At 31.7% G+C, this 16,519-nt stretch carries 12 protein-coding genes; 11 read left to right on the top strand and 1 reads right to left on the bottom strand.

The window, feature by feature from the left end; translation table 11 throughout:
- Positions 1-3 precede the first annotated feature (3 nt).
- The 10 genes from pruA (at position 4) to RRF68_RS10515 (ending at position 14,635) form a co-directional block, all read left to right on the top strand.
- Positions 4-1,629, top strand: a complete 1,626-nt coding sequence (pruA, locus tag RRF68_RS10560) for an L-glutamate gamma-semialdehyde dehydrogenase (protein ID WP_315944324.1) — start codon at positions 4-6, stop codon at positions 1,627-1,629.
- 137 nt (positions 1,630-1,766) lie between these two features.
- Positions 1,767-4,601, top strand: a complete 2,835-nt coding sequence (locus tag RRF68_RS10555; RefSeq protein WP_315944323.1) for a pitrilysin family protein — start codon at positions 1,767-1,769, stop codon at positions 4,599-4,601.
- Positions 4,602-4,720: 119 nt separating this feature from the next.
- On the top strand, positions 4,721-5,635 hold the full coding sequence (locus RRF68_RS10550; protein WP_315944322.1) for a glutaminase: 915 nt from the start codon (positions 4,721-4,723) through the stop codon (positions 5,633-5,635).
- A 193-nt stretch (positions 5,636-5,828) separates the two neighbouring features.
- Positions 5,829-8,129, top strand: coding sequence for an MrcB family domain-containing protein (locus RRF68_RS10545; RefSeq protein ID WP_315944321.1), 2,301 nt, complete (start codon positions 5,829-5,831; stop codon positions 8,127-8,129).
- A gap of 3 nt (positions 8,130-8,132) precedes the next feature.
- A complete protein-coding gene (locus RRF68_RS10540; RefSeq protein WP_315944320.1) occupies positions 8,133-10,436 on the top strand; it encodes a DUF2357 domain-containing protein in 2,304 nt (767 codons plus the stop codon).
- Positions 10,437-10,471: 35 nt separating this feature from the next.
- Positions 10,472-11,593, top strand: a complete 1,122-nt coding sequence (gene chrA, locus RRF68_RS10535) for a chromate efflux transporter (protein WP_315944319.1) — start codon at positions 10,472-10,474, stop codon at positions 11,591-11,593.
- A gap of 68 nt (positions 11,594-11,661) precedes the next feature.
- Positions 11,662-12,900: a DEAD/DEAH box helicase gene (locus tag RRF68_RS10530; protein ID WP_315944318.1), complete on the top strand. Its 1,239-nt coding sequence runs from the start codon at positions 11,662-11,664 to the stop codon at positions 12,898-12,900.
- A 267-nt stretch (positions 12,901-13,167) separates the two neighbouring features.
- Positions 13,168-13,497, top strand: coding sequence for an ArsR/SmtB family transcription factor (locus RRF68_RS10525; protein WP_218772078.1), 330 nt, complete (start codon positions 13,168-13,170; stop codon positions 13,495-13,497).
- A gap of 49 nt (positions 13,498-13,546) precedes the next feature.
- Positions 13,547-14,014 (top strand): DUF6428 family protein, encoded by a 468-nt coding sequence (locus tag RRF68_RS10520; protein ID WP_315944317.1) that lies wholly within the window; start codon positions 13,547-13,549, stop codon positions 14,012-14,014.
- An 18-nt stretch (positions 14,015-14,032) separates the two neighbouring features.
- The gene (locus RRF68_RS10515) at positions 14,033-14,635 is read left to right on the top strand and encodes a protein-tyrosine-phosphatase (RefSeq protein ID WP_315944316.1); all 603 of its coding nucleotides are present in this window, start codon (positions 14,033-14,035) and stop codon (positions 14,633-14,635) included.
- Here the strand turns inward: RRF68_RS10515 and rsmG are convergent, their stop codons facing one another.
- On the bottom strand, positions 14,636-15,265 hold the full coding sequence (rsmG, locus tag RRF68_RS10510) for a 16S rRNA (guanine(527)-N(7))-methyltransferase RsmG (RefSeq protein ID WP_218772075.1): 630 nt from the start codon (positions 15,263-15,265) through the stop codon (positions 14,636-14,638). It abuts the gene before it with no gap.
- Between the two features lie 146 nt (positions 15,266-15,411).
- Between rsmG and RRF68_RS10505 the strand changes: the two genes are divergently transcribed.
- On the top strand, positions 15,412-16,503 hold the full coding sequence (locus tag RRF68_RS10505) for a fatty acid desaturase family protein (RefSeq protein ID WP_275315364.1): 1,092 nt from the start codon (positions 15,412-15,414) through the stop codon (positions 16,501-16,503).
- Positions 16,504-16,519: the final 16 nt, after the last annotated feature.

Raw genomic sequence — 16,519 nt, 5'->3', positions numbered from 1 at the left:
AAAATGACAAGAGGATTTTTTAATGTTCCAAAAGCAGTAAACGAACCTGTAAAAGGGTATGCTCCTGGATCTCCAGAAAGAGAAGAGTTATTAGCAACATACAAATCGATGTTTAACAGTAACGTTGATGTGCCTATGTACATTAACGGTGAAGAAGTTAGAACCGGTAATACAAAAAACATCACACCACCACATGATCACAAACATGTAGTTGGTCAATATCATACCGCAGATAAATCGCACGTAGATGAAGCTATTTCAACTGCATTGGCTGCAAGAGAAGCATGGTCTAACGTTAGTTGGATGGAAAGAGCTTCTATTTTCTTAAAAGCTGCTGAATTATTAGCTGGTCCTTATAGAGCAAGAATGAATGCTGCAACAATGATTGCACAATCTAAAAACGTGTTTCAAGCAGAAATTGATGCTGCTTGTGAAATGATAGATTTCTTCCGTTTTAACGTAGAGTATATGACTGATATTTTTAAAGATCAGCCAACATCTTCACCAGGCGTTTGGAACAGAGTTGAATACAGACCTTTAGAAGGTTTTATCTATGCAATTTCTCCATTTAATTTTACATCTATTGCTGCAAACTTACCAGCATCAGCTGCCTTAATGGGTAACGTTGTTGTTTGGAAACCATCTGATCACCAAGCATATTCTGCACAAGTAATTGTAGATTTATTTAAAGAAGCTGGTTTACCTGATGGTGTAATTAACGTTGTATACGGAGATCCAGTTATGATTTCTGATACTGTTTTAGCGTCTCCAGATTTCTCTGGACTACACTTTACAGGATCTACACATGTTTTTAAAGAATTATGGAAACAAATTGGTAACAATATTCATACCTATAAAACATACCCAAGAATTGTTGGAGAAACTGGTGGAAAAGATTTCATTTGGGTTCACAACTCTTCTAACCCATTACAAGTTGCAACAGCAATGACAAGAGGTGCTTTCGAATACCAAGGTCAAAAATGTTCTGCTGCTTCACGTTCTTACATTCCTGCATCACTTTGGCCAGAAGTTAAAAAACATTTAACAGCACAAGTAGGTGAATTAAAAATGGGTTCTCCTGAAGATACTTCTAACTTTGTAAATGCAGTTATTCACGAAGGTTCTTTTGATAAAATCGCAAGCTATATAGATGCAGCTAAAACTGATAAGGATGCAGAAATTATTATTGGTGGAAACCACGATAAATCTGTAGGTTACTTTATAGAGCCAACTGTAATTGTTACTACATCGCCTAAATATGCAACTATGCATACAGAGTTATTTGGCCCTGTAATGACAGTTTATGTTTACGAAGATGCTGATTGGGAAGCTTCATTAAAATTAGTTGATGAAACTTCTGAATACGGATTAACAGGTGCTATCTTTTCTACAGATAGATATATTGTTGAAAAAGCATCTAAAGCTTTAGAAAACGCTGCAGGAAACTTTTATATTAACGACAAACCTTCTGGTGCAGTTGTTGGTCAGCAACCATTTGGTGGGGCAAGAGCTTCTGGTACAAATGACAAAGCAGGTTCTGCACAAAACTTATTACGTTGGACATCTGTTCGCTTAATAAAAGAAACATTAGTATCGCCTACAGATTACAAATACCCTTTCTTAGGATAAGAAAATAAATATATAGTTTTTTAAAACCTCATCAGCTTCTGGTGAGGTTTTTCTTTGCCATAAATTCTAGCATTTATTTAACAATATTCATTTTCATTATTATGTATATTTATCAGCATCAAAAAACAACCAAAACAATGATAAAAAAAGTGCTACTATTTATAGCTGTAATATTCTTTATTGCCTGTAATACCGAACAAAAAGAAAAGAAAACATCCTTAAATGTTCCTTTTGAAAAATTTGAATTAGATAACGGACTTCAAGTTGTTTTACATACCGACAAGTCAGACCCTGTTGTAGCCGTAGAATTGATGGTTCACGTAGGTTCGGCAAGAGAAATTGAAGGAAGAACTGGTTTTGCTCATTTATTTGAACATTTATTGTTTTTAGAATCTGAAAACCTTGGTAAAGGTGGTTTAGATAAAATGAGCGCACGTATTGGTGGTTCTGGTGCCAACGGATCAACATCAAGAGACCGAACAAACTATTTACAAACCGTACCAAATGATGCTTTGGAAAAAATGATTTGGGCAGAAGCGGATAAACTAGGTTGGTTTATAAACACCGTAACTGAACCTGTTTTGGCAAAAGAAAAACAAGTTGTTAAAAACGAAAAAAGACAAAGTGTTGATAACCGTCCGTATGGATTCAATCAACAAATTATCGATCGTAATTTATACCCTAAAGATCATCCATACAATTGGCAAGTAATAGGTTCGTTAGAACATTTACAAAATGCTACTTTAAGCGATGTAAAAGCATTCTTTAAAAAATGGTATGTTCCTAACAATGCAACTTTAGTTTTATCAGGAGATTTTGATTCTGCGAAAGCAAAAGAATGGGTTCGTAAATATTTTAACGAGATTCCTAGAGGTGAAGAAATTACGCCTTTGGTTAAAAAATCAGGAAAAGTTAATGAATCGAAATCTTTGTATTTTGAAGATAACTTTGCACGATTACCAATGCTAACATTGGCATGGCCAACGGTTGAACTGTATCATAAAGATTCATATGCTTTAGATATCTTAACAGAATATTTATCACAAGGAAAAAAAGCACCTTTAAACAAGGTTTTAGTAGATGATTTAAAACTTACCGCAAACACAAGTATGTGGAACTGGTCATCGGAATTAGCAGGACAATCGCAATTAAGTATCCGAGGATTTAATAACGTTGATTTAAATAAAATTAATGACGGAATAAAAACAGCGTTTAAAAACTTTGAAGAAACAGGTATTTCTGATAAAGACTTAAACAGAATTAAAGCTGGTTTAGAAACTAGTTTTTACAATAGCTTATCTAGCGTATTAGGAAAAGGAACAAACTTAGCTTCTTACAACACCTATGCCGGTGATCCTGGTTTTATCAACAAAGAAATTGATTTAACCTTAAATGTTACCAAAGAAGATGTAATGCGTGTTTACAACACCTACATTAAAGGTAAAAACTTTATTGCTACTAGTTTTGTACCTAAAGGGATGAAAAACCTTGCTTTAAAAGATGCTAAAGAAGCAATTATAAAAGAAGAAAAAATTGTTATTGGAGCCGAAGAAAAATTCGATGCTAAAGTTACCGCTCAATACGAAAAAACACCTTCTAAGATTAGCAGAGCAACCGAACCTGCGTATGGTAAATCACCTGCTTTAAGCGTACCAAATGTATGGAATGATGAATTAGCAAACGGAATTAAAGTATTTGGTATTAAAAATAGTGAAGTTCCTTTAGTTCGTTTTAACTTGGTAATTGATGGTGGTCAGTTATTAGAAAAAATGGACAAATTAGGTGTTGCCAACTTAACTGCTCGTTTAATGAACCGCGGTACAAAAAATAAAACCGTGGCGCAGTTAGAAGAAGCTATTCAAGAATTAGGCGCTTCTATTAGTGTGTATTCATCTAAAGAAAACATTACCATAAGCGGTACTACCTTAGCTAAAAACTATACGGAAACTATAAACTTGGTTGAAGAAATGTTGCTAGAGCCACGTTGGGATACAACAGAATTTGAATTGATTAAAAAATCGGTTGTAGGTAATTTACGTCAGCAAGAAGCAAACCCAACTACAGTAACACGAAATGTTTATAATGAATTGATTTACGGAAAAGATAATATCCGCTCTAAAAACACCTTAGGAACAATTGCTTCTGTAGAAAAAATTAGTTTAGACGATTTAAAAGCATATTATACTAATTACATCTCTCCATCTGTTGCAAAAATGCATATTGTTGGTGATGTAAATCAAGAAAAAGCTTTGGCTTCTTTAACAAACTTAACCACTAAATGGACTGCAAAAGAAGTAACGATTCCGGTTTTTAAAACTCCACAAGCTCCTAATAAGCCAACTGTTTATTTTTACGACGTACCAAAAGCAAAACAATCGGTAATTAGTTTTGGCGCACCAGCTTTAGCAGTAACTGATGAAGATTATTATCCGGCAACGGTTATGAATTACATTCTTGGTGGTGGTGGTTTTGCTTCTCAATTAACACAAGAGTTAAGAGAAGGAAAAGGGTATACGTACGGTATTTATTCTCAATTTTCAGGCACAAAAGCTAAAGGTCCTTTTACTATTTCTAGCAGAGTAAGAAGTAATGTTACCCTAGAGTCTGCTCAATCAGTAAAAGACATCATTACAAATTACCCAACCAATTATTCTGAAAAAGATTTAGCAACAACCAAAGGTTTTTTAATTAAAAGTAACGCTCGTCGTTTTGAAACCATGGGTGCTAAATTAAACATGTTAGAAAACATTAGCGCTTACAATTTAAATGCCGACTATGTTAAAGATAGAGAGAAAATTGTAAATGAAATGACTATTGAAAAAGTACAAGAATTGGCAAAGAAATATGTGAACCCTAATAAAATGATTTGGTTATTTGTAGGAGATGCAGAAACACAATTAGAGCGTTTAAATGAATTAGGTTTTGGTAAACCTGTTTTATTAAACAACACCAAAGAAGAAATTAAACTATAAAACAAGTTTTACTTATTTTATAAAAAACAACCTCAGCTGAGGTTGTTTTTTTATGACTTTAAAAGCAATTCCTATTAATTTTGTTTTTATTATTGCCTACCTAAAGTGAACTCAACAACATGAATCATCAAAAAATAATACAAGAAGTATTTTCTAAAGTTAATACATTAGAAAGCAAAGGAAACCTTGCTTCTTATATACCAGAATTAGCCAATTTAAATCCTGATAAATTTGGTGTTCATATTTCTACCACTTCTTCCATAAAATATGGCTTAGGAGATTATAAAGAAAAGTTTTCTATTCAAAGTATTGCTAAAGTGTTATCACTTTGTTTAGCTTTTAAAACATTTGATGGTAATATATGGGAGCGCGTTGATGTTGAACCTTCCGGTACGGCATTTAATTCGCTTGTACAATTAGAGAGTGATAACGGAATACCAAGAAATCCTTTTATAAATGCTGGTGCCATGGTTATTTGCGATATTCTTATTAGCAATCTTAAAAACCCTAAAGAAGATTTACTTGCCTTTATTAAAAGTCTTTCTGCTAACAACGACATTAACTATTCCGCCAAAATAGCTGCTTCAGAAAAATCTGTAGGTTATAGAAACGTCGCGCTATGTAATTTCATTAAATCATTCGGCAACATTAAAAACGACCCCAATGAGGTCCTCGACTTTTATTTCGATTTATGTTCTTTAGAATTAAGCTGCGAGCATCTTTCTGACTTGTTTTTGTTTTTAGCTAACAACGGTAAAACGCCTCATAACAATAAACAAATATTAACAAAAGCACAGTCTCAAAGAGTTAATGCACTAATGCAAACTTGTGGTTTTTACGACGAATCTGGCGAATTTGCTTTTAAAGTAGGCTTGGCAGGTAAAAGTGGTGTTGGCGGCGGTATTATTGCCATATTACCAAACGAATATAGTATTGTGGTTTGGAGCCCGAAATTAAATGAAAAAGGAAATTCTTATAAAGGGATGAAGTTTTTAGAGAATTTTACAACATTGACGGAGCAGTCTCTTTTTTAGTAGAAAAGGTGTTATTAGAACTTAACTAAAAGTAACTTACTTAACCCATTATAATATCACATAAGAACTAAGATATAACAATGACTATTTCTGCTACTATTCAGTGAACTTTTGTAAATTGCTGAAAATCATTAAATGATATTCAAACATAAGACGTTTAAAAAAAAGAGAAGAGCCACAAAAAAGAAAGAAAATGAGTAAAAATAAATTTAGTTGGGTAGAAACACACAAACAAATAACTGAGTTTTTAAAACAAAAAGAATACTCTCAAACTGAATTAATTGATTTACTTAAATCAGTTGGAATAACCCCATTTAATGATAAAGAACTTGATGGAAAGCATGATATTGAATTAAGTGAAATTGACCCGTTTACATTTTTCTGTTATATATACAAATATGGAGCTGAAAGAAGGCTTAAGTATTTACAAGAAATTGCAAAAAAGATAGGAGCATCAATTCCTTCTGATGAAAAAGGAATTCCTTCTGCACAGGCGCAAAAAGTTTGGTTATTTCCTTATAAGTATGAAAGGGTTAACAATGAAGTATCTAGGCTGTGGACTTTCTTTAATAAAGCTCTAGATAATACTATAGAAAATATTGATTTTGAAAATGTTTTAAAAATAAGAAGTGTTGGTAAAACCAAATTATCAGAAGCCCTTTTCTACATTAATCCAATCAAATACCTTCCCATTAACGGACCTACAAAGCCATATATTAATGAGGTTTTAAAGATTGATTCTAATTTCAACACATATTCAGAATATATCTCTTTACTGGAAAAAATAAAAGCAAAAACTGATGTTCCTTTTTATAAATTATCATTTAAAGCTTGGGAATGGAATGAAGGCAAGAAAAAAGACATGAATAACTCTAATATGTATTCAGATCAACTAATTAATTTTTTAGAACAAGCAAAAACAGACAATCTCAAAACAAAACATTTTAATAAACATTATAAAGGTACAAAAGTCAAGGTGAGTTTTGGCCAAGGAGTATCAGCTCGTATTCCTTGGATTTCATTCTTAAAGGAACCATTTACAACTAGTGAAGGTATCTATCCGGTTTATTTATACTATAAAAATGAAAATAAACTTGTTTTGGCATATGGAATAAGTGAGACAAAAAAACCTCAAATTGATTGGGAAATAAGTAATCCAATAACAATCAAAGATTACTTTGTTGAGACTTCATTAAATAGACCTGATAGATACGGAGATTCTTTCCTTTTCAAAATATACGATACTAAGACTCTTCCCCCTAATGAAATTTTAGATTCTGATTTAAACCAAATTATTGAACAATATCAATCTATAAATATGGAAAATGATAAGCTAGTAATTTCTCAAACAGATTTCAATATTTCAAACTTCCGCCAAGACTGTAGAACAGCCAATCTAAAATACTCTAACCAATTAGTTACAAGATATATTTCATCATTAGCAACCAAACCTTTTGTATTACTAAGTGGTTTATCTGGTTCTGGTAAAACCAAATTGGCACAAAGTTTTGCACAATGGATATGTGAAGACTCAACACAATATTGCATTGTACCAGTTGGAGCTGATTGGACGAATAGAGAACCTTTATTAGGTTATGTAAATGCACTAAATCCGGAAGAATATATTTTACCAGAAAATGGAGCTTTACAGTTAGTTATTGAAGCTAATAAAGATGAAAATCAAAATAAACCTTATTTCTTGATATTAGATGAAATGAATTTGAGTCATGTAGAACGTTATTTTTCTGACTTTTTAAGTGTTATGGAATCTAAAGATAAATTCAAACTACATTCTGATAGGGATAATGAAAAATCAAATGTTCCTTTTGAGTTAAGTTGGCCAAAAAATTTATTTGTAGTCGGTACGGTTAATATAGATGAAACAACCTATATGTTTAGCCCAAAAGTACTGGATAGAGCAAATGCTATAGAATTTAGAGTAACAGAAAAAGAAATTAGCAACTTTTTAAAATCACCAAACCAAATTGACTTGACACAATTAGAATCAAAAGGAGCTAATATGGCTGCTGATTTTATTAAAGCTGCAAGAAACAACGAATTTAAAGAAATTAATACTGATGATTTAAATGATACTCTAGTAAATTTCTTTGGTCAACTACAAAAAACAGGTGCAGAATTTGGCTATAGAACAGGAATGGAAATTCATAGATTATACCAGCAATTAACTGTAATAAATGAAGACATTTCAGAAAATGAAAAAATAGATATTGCTGTAATGCAGAAATTATTACCAAAACTACATGGCTCAAGACGTAAACTATGTCCAATTTTAGAAACATTGGGTAATATTTGTGTTAACGATATAAATGTTAAAAAAGCCATCTTTGAAAATGAGGATTTTAAACTTTATAAAGAAGTTGGTGGTAAATCAGTTTTAACAGATGGTGTTTTATATCCATTATCCTTAGAAAAAATCACAAGAATGTACAAGGGTGCTATTGATAACGGTTTTGCTAGTTATGCTGAAGCTTAATCTATGCAAAAAGTAAAAAACATAGAGATTGATTTAGCACATATAGAAAAGAATCTTATTCTTTACATTGATGCCAAAAAAGAAACGGATATTGAAATTGATGAAAACAATCAATATACAAATGAACCTCAATTTCAGTTAAAAGAAGGTTGTTTTTATGATTATGAATTCTCAAATAAAGACTATCGTTTAACTTGTAATGATCAAGAGAATATTGTTCAAAAAAGAGCTAGAAACGAACATATTGGTCGTATTTCTCCTAATATTTTTGTGGGAACACTTTCTCTTGAAATTTTCAACACAAATGAACCTAATAAAAAGTGGGAGCAAAAATTAGAGGTTCAATCCACCAAAACAAGTTATAGAAAGGACTATCAGTACATGCTAAATTCTATTACAGAAAAATGTACCGATCTAATATTACAAGCTAATTCTCCTGTTAGCCATTCTTTTGAAACAGACTTTAATGCGGATAATAAAACATTATACCAGCGGTTTGCTTTTGTAAAATCTATTATCAATTCGGAAGAATTTGAAGATGCTATTCACAGAATTATCAGCTCTCCTACTACAAAGTGGTCAGAAGAAGCAGAAGAGACAGATGTAAGAAAGATAAAACGTTTTAGAAACAGTGAAATTAAACAGTTAATTAACGCTAACAATAGAACTAAATTATCATCTAACCATACACTCTATTCATCTAAATTAAAATCTGTAGCTACTAAAATCAGCTCTTATAAGAAAATAGAAAGTGTAGACACTTCCGAGAACCGTTTTATTAAACATGCTCTCGAAAGTTTTTCTAAGTTCTGCATGGACATTGGCAATCATCCAAACGCAGGTCAAAGATTAAAACATGAAGCAAATGTTGTAACTGAAAAATTAGAAAACCACCTACAACATTCACTTTTTAAAGAAATATCAAGACCAACTACTTTAAAACTAAATAGTCCTACTTTACAAAAAAGAGAAGGTTATAGAGAAATATTAAAAGTTTGGTTAAAATTTGATTTAGCTGCGAAGTTAATTTGGGATGGTGGAGAAGATGTTTATAGTGGAGGCAAAAAAGACATTGCTACACTTTATGAATATTGGTTATTTTTCAAACTTTTAGATGTGTTAAAATCAATCTTTGAAATTGAACCAAAAGAATTAGAAAAATTAATTATTTCAAACTCTAATAATTTAAACCTACAATTAAAACAAGGAAAGTTTACAGCTCTTAAAGGAACTTATACAAAAGAACATAGAGACTTAAATATTCGTTTTAATTACAATAGAAGTTTTGTTGGAAACGATAATATTTCGAAAGCAGGAAGTTGGACAACTACGTTAAGACCAGATTATACTTTATCTATTTGGCCAACTAACTTAAATGAGAAAGATGCAGAAGAAAAAGAGCAAATAGTTCATGTTCATTTTGATGCGAAATACAAAATTGCTAATATCAATCAAATAATTGAAGGCAACCAAGATGAAGAACATCTAAACAATGAAAAGAAAGCCAATTTAAAAGGCATTTATAAAAATGCAGATTTATTAAAGATGCACGCATATAAAGATGCCATAAGAAGAACTAGTGGTGCTTATGTTCTTTATCCTGGTGACACGAACAAACGATTGAAAGGTTTTCATGAAGTTTTACCAGGTTTAGGTGCCTTTCCTATTAAACCATCAGAGAACAGTAATGAAACTATTCATTTAGAAAATTTTTTAAAAGAAGTATTGAGTCACTTTTTAAACAATGCTTCCCAGCGTGAAAACCTTGCTACCAAATCATATAATATTCATAAAAATGATTCTCCAAATATTATAAATGAGCCGATACCTGAATACATTAAAGGTAAAAAGTTAATACCAGATGAAACTTATGTGCTAGTTGGGTTTGCAAAAAATAATAAGCGCTTAAATTGGTATAAAGAAAACTCTAAATATAACTTTAGAATGAATGACGAAAGAGGTTCTTTAATTTTTTTACCGAAAGTAGTTAATGCTAAATTTTTACTATTACGTGAAAGCGGTAAATCAAAAGCATCTATATTATATCAACTAAAAGAAGGAATTCGTGTCTTTTCAAAAGAACATTTAGCCGAATTAGGTCATCCTGAAGCGAATAAAGAGCATTACTTAATATATGAATTTGAACAAAACTCTAAAGACTTAGAAATTTTCAAAAACATGAAATGGAACTTTAAAAATTTAGAGCAATATAAAAAAACAATTGAAGGTAAAAACTTTCGCTCAGCTGCCGGAGCGCCTTTTACAGTATCTCTAACAGAATTAATGCAAGTAAAATGCAATGATTAATTTCACTTCTAATGCTAAACCTAAAATAACCCCAAATGTCTCAAAAAAACGATTTAAAAGAAATAGCTAAACTCTTTTTTAAATTAGGGAGCATCGCTTTTGGTGGTCCTGCCGCGCATATTGCCATGATGGAAGATGAAGTAGTGAAAAAGAGAAAATGGATGACCCAAGAACATTTCTTAGATCTTATTGGAGCTACTAATTTAATTCCTGGGCCAAACTCTACAGAAATGACGATGCACTGCGGTCATGAAAGAGCAGGTTGGAAAGGGTTAGTCGTTGCAGGCTTCTGTTTTATTTTTCCTGCGGTAGTTATTACCTCTGTTTTTGCGTGGTTGTATCAAGAATATGGACAGCTACCAAAAGTTGAACCTTTTATTTACGGTATAAAACCGGCAGTAATTGCTATTATAATTATGGCAGGCTACAGGCTTGGTAAAAAAGCAATTAAAAATACCGAATTGGCTGTTTTAGGAGCAATCGCATTAGTGGCTTGTTTATTAGGTGTTAATGAAATTATAACGCTTTTGGGGTGTGGTCTTTTAGGTTTAGGTTTGTATTTCTTCAAAAGAAACAAAAACAATTTACATAGTTTTGTTCCGCTATTACTATTTCAAGCAAGCGAATTTGCAAACTTAAACAACATAAAAATTCTTTTAACTTTCTTAAAAATCGGAGCGATTTTATACGGTAGTGGTTATGTACTATTTGCTTTTTTAGACTCTGAATTAGTGGCAAATGGTTGGTTAACGCGCCAGGCATTAATTGACGCTGTTGCTGTGGGGCAAATTACTCCCGGACCTGTTTTATCTACCGCAACTTTTATTGGGTGGCAACTAAACGGAATAACTGGTGCAATTGTAGCAACTTTAGGTATATTTTTACCTTCTTTTATATTTGTGTTGGTATTGAATCCGTTAATTCCTAAAATGAGAAATTCTAAAGTTATTCGTTCGGTTTTAGATGCAGTAAATGTTGCTGCCGTAGCTTTAATTATAGCTGTTTGTATAAACATGGCAAAAGATACTTTAGTAGATTGGCGAACAATTGTTATTGCTATTGTGAGTTTAATTGTTGTTTTTGGTTTTAAAAAACTAAACAGTGCTTTTATCGTTTTAGGAGGATCTATACTTGGTTTTGCATTAACTTTTTTTTAGATTTTTGCTCACACAATAATCGAACCTATATTGTTTGATTTAGAGTATCTTTGCAAAAAAAATAATCAATGCAATTTTCAGACTTACATCTTAATCCATCTATTTTAAAAGCATTAAGCGAAGAAAAATATCACACAGCTACGTTAGTACAGCAAAAAGTGATTCCGTTAGTGCTAGATAAAAAAGATGTAATTGTTGGTTCGCAAACAGGATCGGGTAAAACCGCAGCTTTTGCATTGCCTATTATCCATAATTTAGTGCAAGAATTAGCTTTAGTTCCTGAAAGAGGGCCTAAAAAAATAAAAGCTTTAATTGTAAGCCCTACCAGAGAATTGGCAATTCAAATTGAAGAAAGCTTTAACACTTACGCGAAACATACAAATATACTTACCGGTGTTGTATACGGAGGAATATCAACAAAAGCGCAAAAAGAAATTTTAGCAAAAGGAGTAGATGTTTTAGTAGCAACTCCTGGTCGTTTAATCGATTTACATGAACAAGGAAGTGTAGATTTAACGACCTTAAAAACTTTTGTTTTAGATGAAGCTGATTTAATGTTAGACATGGGTTTTATTCAAGATGTAAAAAAGATTGAAGCCTTATGTCCGCGTAAAAAACAAACGCTTTTATACTCGGCAACCATGCCCGAAAAAGTGAGTGATTTGGCTAAACAAATGCTATATAAGCCAGAAATAGTTAACGTGATTCCCACTGATAACACGGTTAACAAAATTGGGCAGTTATTATATTACACGCCTAAAAAACATAAAGTAGATTTATGTTTACACTTACTACGCAATACGATTCAAGGTCGTATTCTTATTTTTAGACGTACTAAATTTGGTGTTGATAAATTAGAGCAAACACTTATAAAAAACGGCTACAAAGTAACGAGTGTTCACGGAGATAAAACACAAATTTTACGTAACCAAGCTATTGAAGATTTTAAAAACAATAAAGCTAATATTTTAATTGCTACAGATGTTGCTGCTCGAGGTATTGATATTCATAAAATTGATGCTGTTATTAATGTAGATATACCAAATGTACCTGAAACCTACGTTCACCGAATTGGTAGAACTGGTAGAGCAGGAAAATCGGGTATCGCATTTTCTTTTTGTAGTGCCGATGAAACTAGCTACATAAAAGGAATTCAGGAATTTTTAAAGAGACCGATAAAAATCATTGAAGATCACCCGTTTCTTTTAGTAAAACCAAAACACATAAAACAACCGAATACCATCAGTAAAAATAAAAAAGGACGAAAGTCTGACGCTTCTAAAAAGAAGAAAAAACGCTGGTATTAATATCTTAAGAGATAAAAAAAAACCTTACGCTAAACAGCTATAGTTTTATATTACGATGTCTGTTCGAGCGAAGTCGAGAACTTTTCTTAGTACCGATATATTCTAAACCCTGCTCTAATTGACAAGATTAACTAAATATTTAGCAGTAATTATTTGCTAACAAATGCTGTTTATAAAGTAACAAAATGCTCCGATAACAAAATATTATCGGAGCATTTTGTTTTAAATCAATTATTAATCGTAATATTGCAATATAATAATTAAACAATGGGAGTTACCAAATCAGAAAAATTTACACCACAGCAAAACGATCTTGCTAAAATAGCTAAAGTACTAGGTCATCCTGCTCGTATTGCTATTTTGCAACACTTATTTAAAATAAATTCGTGTGTTTGTGGAGATTTAGTAAATGAAATAGGATTGGCGCAACCTACCATTTCTCAGCATTTAAAAGAGTTGAAAAATTTAAAATTGATAAAAGGTAACATTGAAGGAACCAGTGTTTGTTATTGTATTGACCAAGAGAATTGGACAACCATAAAATCTTTATTAAATAACTTTTTAAACCTCGACAGCGAATCGAATAATTGCTGTTAAAAAAAATTTACATTAATCCATCGCAATATTACAATTAAAATAAAAAGACATGAAATTATCAGAAATTAAAAAACATTTAGCATCCTTAAAAACAATTGCTTTTCAATTACCAAATGGAGATTTAGTACCAAACCATTTTCACGTAACAGAAGTTGGTCGTGTAACTAAAAACTTTATCGATTGTGGCGGAACTGTAAGAAACGAAGAAGTAGCAAACTTTCAGTTATGGGAAGAAGATGATTATGATCACAGATTGCATCCAGAAAAATTAACAAACATTATTGAGCTATCTGAAAAAGTATTAAATATTGCCGATTTAGATATTGAAGTAGAATATCAAGGTGCAACAATTGGTAAATATGGATTAGATTTTAACGGAACAAACTTCGTATTAACAGCAACTAAAACAGATTGCTTGGCAAAAGATAATTGTGGTATTCCGCAAGAAAAACCTAAAATGAAGCTAGCGCAGATACAAACACAAAATGCTTGCTCACCAGAATCAGGTTGTTGTTAATTTTATAAATTGATAAAAATGTATCCAGCGATAAATAAAACAATATTGGATTTACCTTTTGTTTCCGAAGAAAGAAAACAAATATTGAATCCTTTACTACAATACATTCAAGAAAAAGCAACTAAAAAAGAGCCTATAAATCTTAATTTTATATGTACTCATAACTCAAGGCGAAGTCATTTAGCACAAGTTTGGGCGCAAACTATGGCGCATTATTATGCGGTTTCTTTTGTAAATAGTTATTCGGGCGGTACCGAAGCTACAAGTATGAATAGTACAATTGTTGCGACATTAAGAGATAACGGATTTAAAATTGAATCATTATCAGCAAACACAAACCCAGTTTATACTATTAAACACAGTGATAACTTGCCTGCTATAATCGGTTTTTCTAAAAAGTATGATGATGACTTTAATCCGGTCTCGGCTTTTTGTGCAATCATGACGTGTTCACAAGCAGATGAAGGTTGTCCGTTTATTTCTGGAGCAGAAAAAAGGGTCCCAATTACTTTTGAAGACCCTAAAATATATGATAACACTCCGCAAGAAAAAGAAAAATATTTAGAGCGTAGTTTACAAATTGCAGCAGAAATGCATTATGTATTTTATACTATAAAATAATTATGCTTTAAATTTCATTCCTAAATGAACAACCTTTTTAGTTTCAAAGAATTCTTCTTCAAAGAAATCTGGTAAATCATAAATAGTTGCAGATGTATATTTCTCTAACTCTTCAGTTAAATCACCACCTTTTAAATACAGAATACCGTTTTTTAAATCGTGGTTTTGTTTTTTAGCAATTTTTCCTTTTGTCCATCCAACAAAAGTTTCCATTTGCGCCACTGCTCTACTTACAATAAAATCATACGTGTCTTTTACTTCTTCAACACGACCATTCGTAGTTTTAACGTTTTGCAAACCTAAACCTTCAGCTACTTCATTTACTACTTTTATTTTCTTACCAATAGAATCTACTAAATGAAACTGCGTTTCAGGAAATAAAATTGCCAACGGAATACCAGGAAAACCTCCACCTGTACCAACATCCATCACTTTAGAACCTGGCTTAAACTGCATAACCTTTGCTATTCCTAATGAATGTAATACATGTCGCAAGTACAATTCATCAATATCTTTACGCGAAACCACGTTAATTTTTAAGTTCCAATCTTCGTACAATTCTTGTAGTTTAGAGAACTGTTCTAACTGTGTTTCAGTTAAATCGGTAAAGTATTTTTTTATAAGTTCCATTGATTATTTTTTTCGTTGCAAAAGTAAAAAACTAATTCGTAATAGTCATTTATCTATCAAAAGATATGTTTATTGTTAAAAATTTGCCACTAAGCAATAACCATAGGCTAAAAACGTTTATTTTTGCGATCCCTAATATACAATAAATGAAAACAATAAATTTTTCAAGAATAGATAACGCTAAGTTCTTTAGGACTCTAAACAAGCGTGTTAACTCATATTTTAAAGAAAACAACATTAAGCGTACGGGTAATTGGAAGTTATATTCTAAGGCAATTATCATGTTTGCTACCTTTTTAATCCCTTTTATTTTAATTTTAACCGTAACAATGCCACAATGGGTAATGCTATTACTTATAACAATTACCGGTATTGGTATGGCTGGTGTTGGTATGAATGTAATGCACGATGCTAATCACGAATCATTTTCGAGTAAAAAATGGTTGAATAAATTAATGGGAAGTAGTATTTACATTTTAGCAGGAAACGTATATAATTGGAAAGTACAACACAATGTATTACACCATACGTTTACCAACGTTAAAGGACATGATGAAGATATTGATGCAGGTAGAATTATTCGTTTCTCTAAGCACTCTAAATGGTTACCAATACACAAGTTTCAAAAATTTTACTCTATATTTTTATATGGATTATTAACAATTAACTGGGCTATAACTACCGATTTTAAGCAAATGAGTAGTTATTTAAAACGTAAATTATCGTACGGTAAATTTCCGAACCCTAAAGTAGAATGGACAAAGTTAGTAATCTCTAAAGTGGTATATTATTCTTTGTGGATTGTATTACCTTTAGTGGTAGTAAATATAGCTTGGTGGAAAGTTTTACTAGGTTTTTTTATTATGCATTATACAGCAGGTATGATTTTAAGTGTTGTTTTTCAATTAGCGCATGTTGTACCAAACACTAAAATGCCGTTACCTGATAAAGAAGGAAACTTAGAACATACTTGGGCAGTTCACCAACTATATACAACCTCTAACTTTGCTCCTAAAAACTGGTTAGTTAACTTTTATACTGGTGGATTAAATCACCAGGTAGAGCATCATATTTTTCCACATATTTCGCATGTTCACTATAATAAATTAGCTAAAATTGTAAAAGAAACAGCACAAGAGTTTAACTTGCCATATAACGAATATAAAACAATGACAAGAGCCCTTGCCGAGCACTTTAAGCAATTAAGCTCTTTAGGTAAAGAACCTCAACTAGCATAAACAACACACAACATAA

It is taken from the genome of Tenacibaculum sp. HL-MS23, assembly GCF_032463465.1.
In the GTDB taxonomy this organism is placed as follows: Bacteria; Bacteroidota; Bacteroidia; order Flavobacteriales; family Flavobacteriaceae; genus Polaribacter; species Polaribacter bernardetii.
Note: the sequence above shows the minus strand (reverse complement) of the source record. Positions and strands in the feature narration are given on the sequence as shown.

Excerpts from the sequence above, each read along its gene's own strand:
- pruA (WP_315944324.1), top strand. The coding sequence starts at position 4 with ATGACAAGAGGATTTTTTAATGTTCCAAAAGCAGTAAACGAACCTGTA.
- RRF68_RS10555 (WP_315944323.1), top strand. The coding sequence starts at position 1,767 with ATGATAAAAAAAGTGCTACTATTTATAGCTGTAATATTCTTTATTGCC.
- RRF68_RS10550 (WP_315944322.1), top strand. The coding sequence starts at position 4,721 with ATGAATCATCAAAAAATAATACAAGAAGTATTTTCTAAAGTTAATACA.
- RRF68_RS10545 (WP_315944321.1), top strand. The coding sequence starts at position 5,829 with ATGAGTAAAAATAAATTTAGTTGGGTAGAAACACACAAACAAATAACT.
- RRF68_RS10540 (WP_315944320.1), top strand. The coding sequence starts at position 8,133 with ATGCAAAAAGTAAAAAACATAGAGATTGATTTAGCACATATAGAAAAG.
- chrA (WP_315944319.1), top strand. The coding sequence starts at position 10,472 with ATGTCTCAAAAAAACGATTTAAAAGAAATAGCTAAACTCTTTTTTAAA.
- RRF68_RS10530 (WP_315944318.1), top strand. The coding sequence starts at position 11,662 with ATGCAATTTTCAGACTTACATCTTAATCCATCTATTTTAAAAGCATTA.
- RRF68_RS10525 (WP_218772078.1), top strand. The coding sequence starts at position 13,168 with ATGGGAGTTACCAAATCAGAAAAATTTACACCACAGCAAAACGATCTT.
- RRF68_RS10520 (WP_315944317.1), top strand. The coding sequence starts at position 13,547 with ATGAAATTATCAGAAATTAAAAAACATTTAGCATCCTTAAAAACAATT.
- RRF68_RS10515 (WP_315944316.1), top strand. The coding sequence starts at position 14,033 with ATGTATCCAGCGATAAATAAAACAATATTGGATTTACCTTTTGTTTCC.
- rsmG (WP_218772075.1), bottom strand. The coding sequence starts at position 15,265 with ATGGAACTTATAAAAAAATACTTTACCGATTTAACTGAAACACAGTTA.
- RRF68_RS10505 (WP_275315364.1), top strand. The coding sequence starts at position 15,412 with ATGAAAACAATAAATTTTTCAAGAATAGATAACGCTAAGTTCTTTAGG.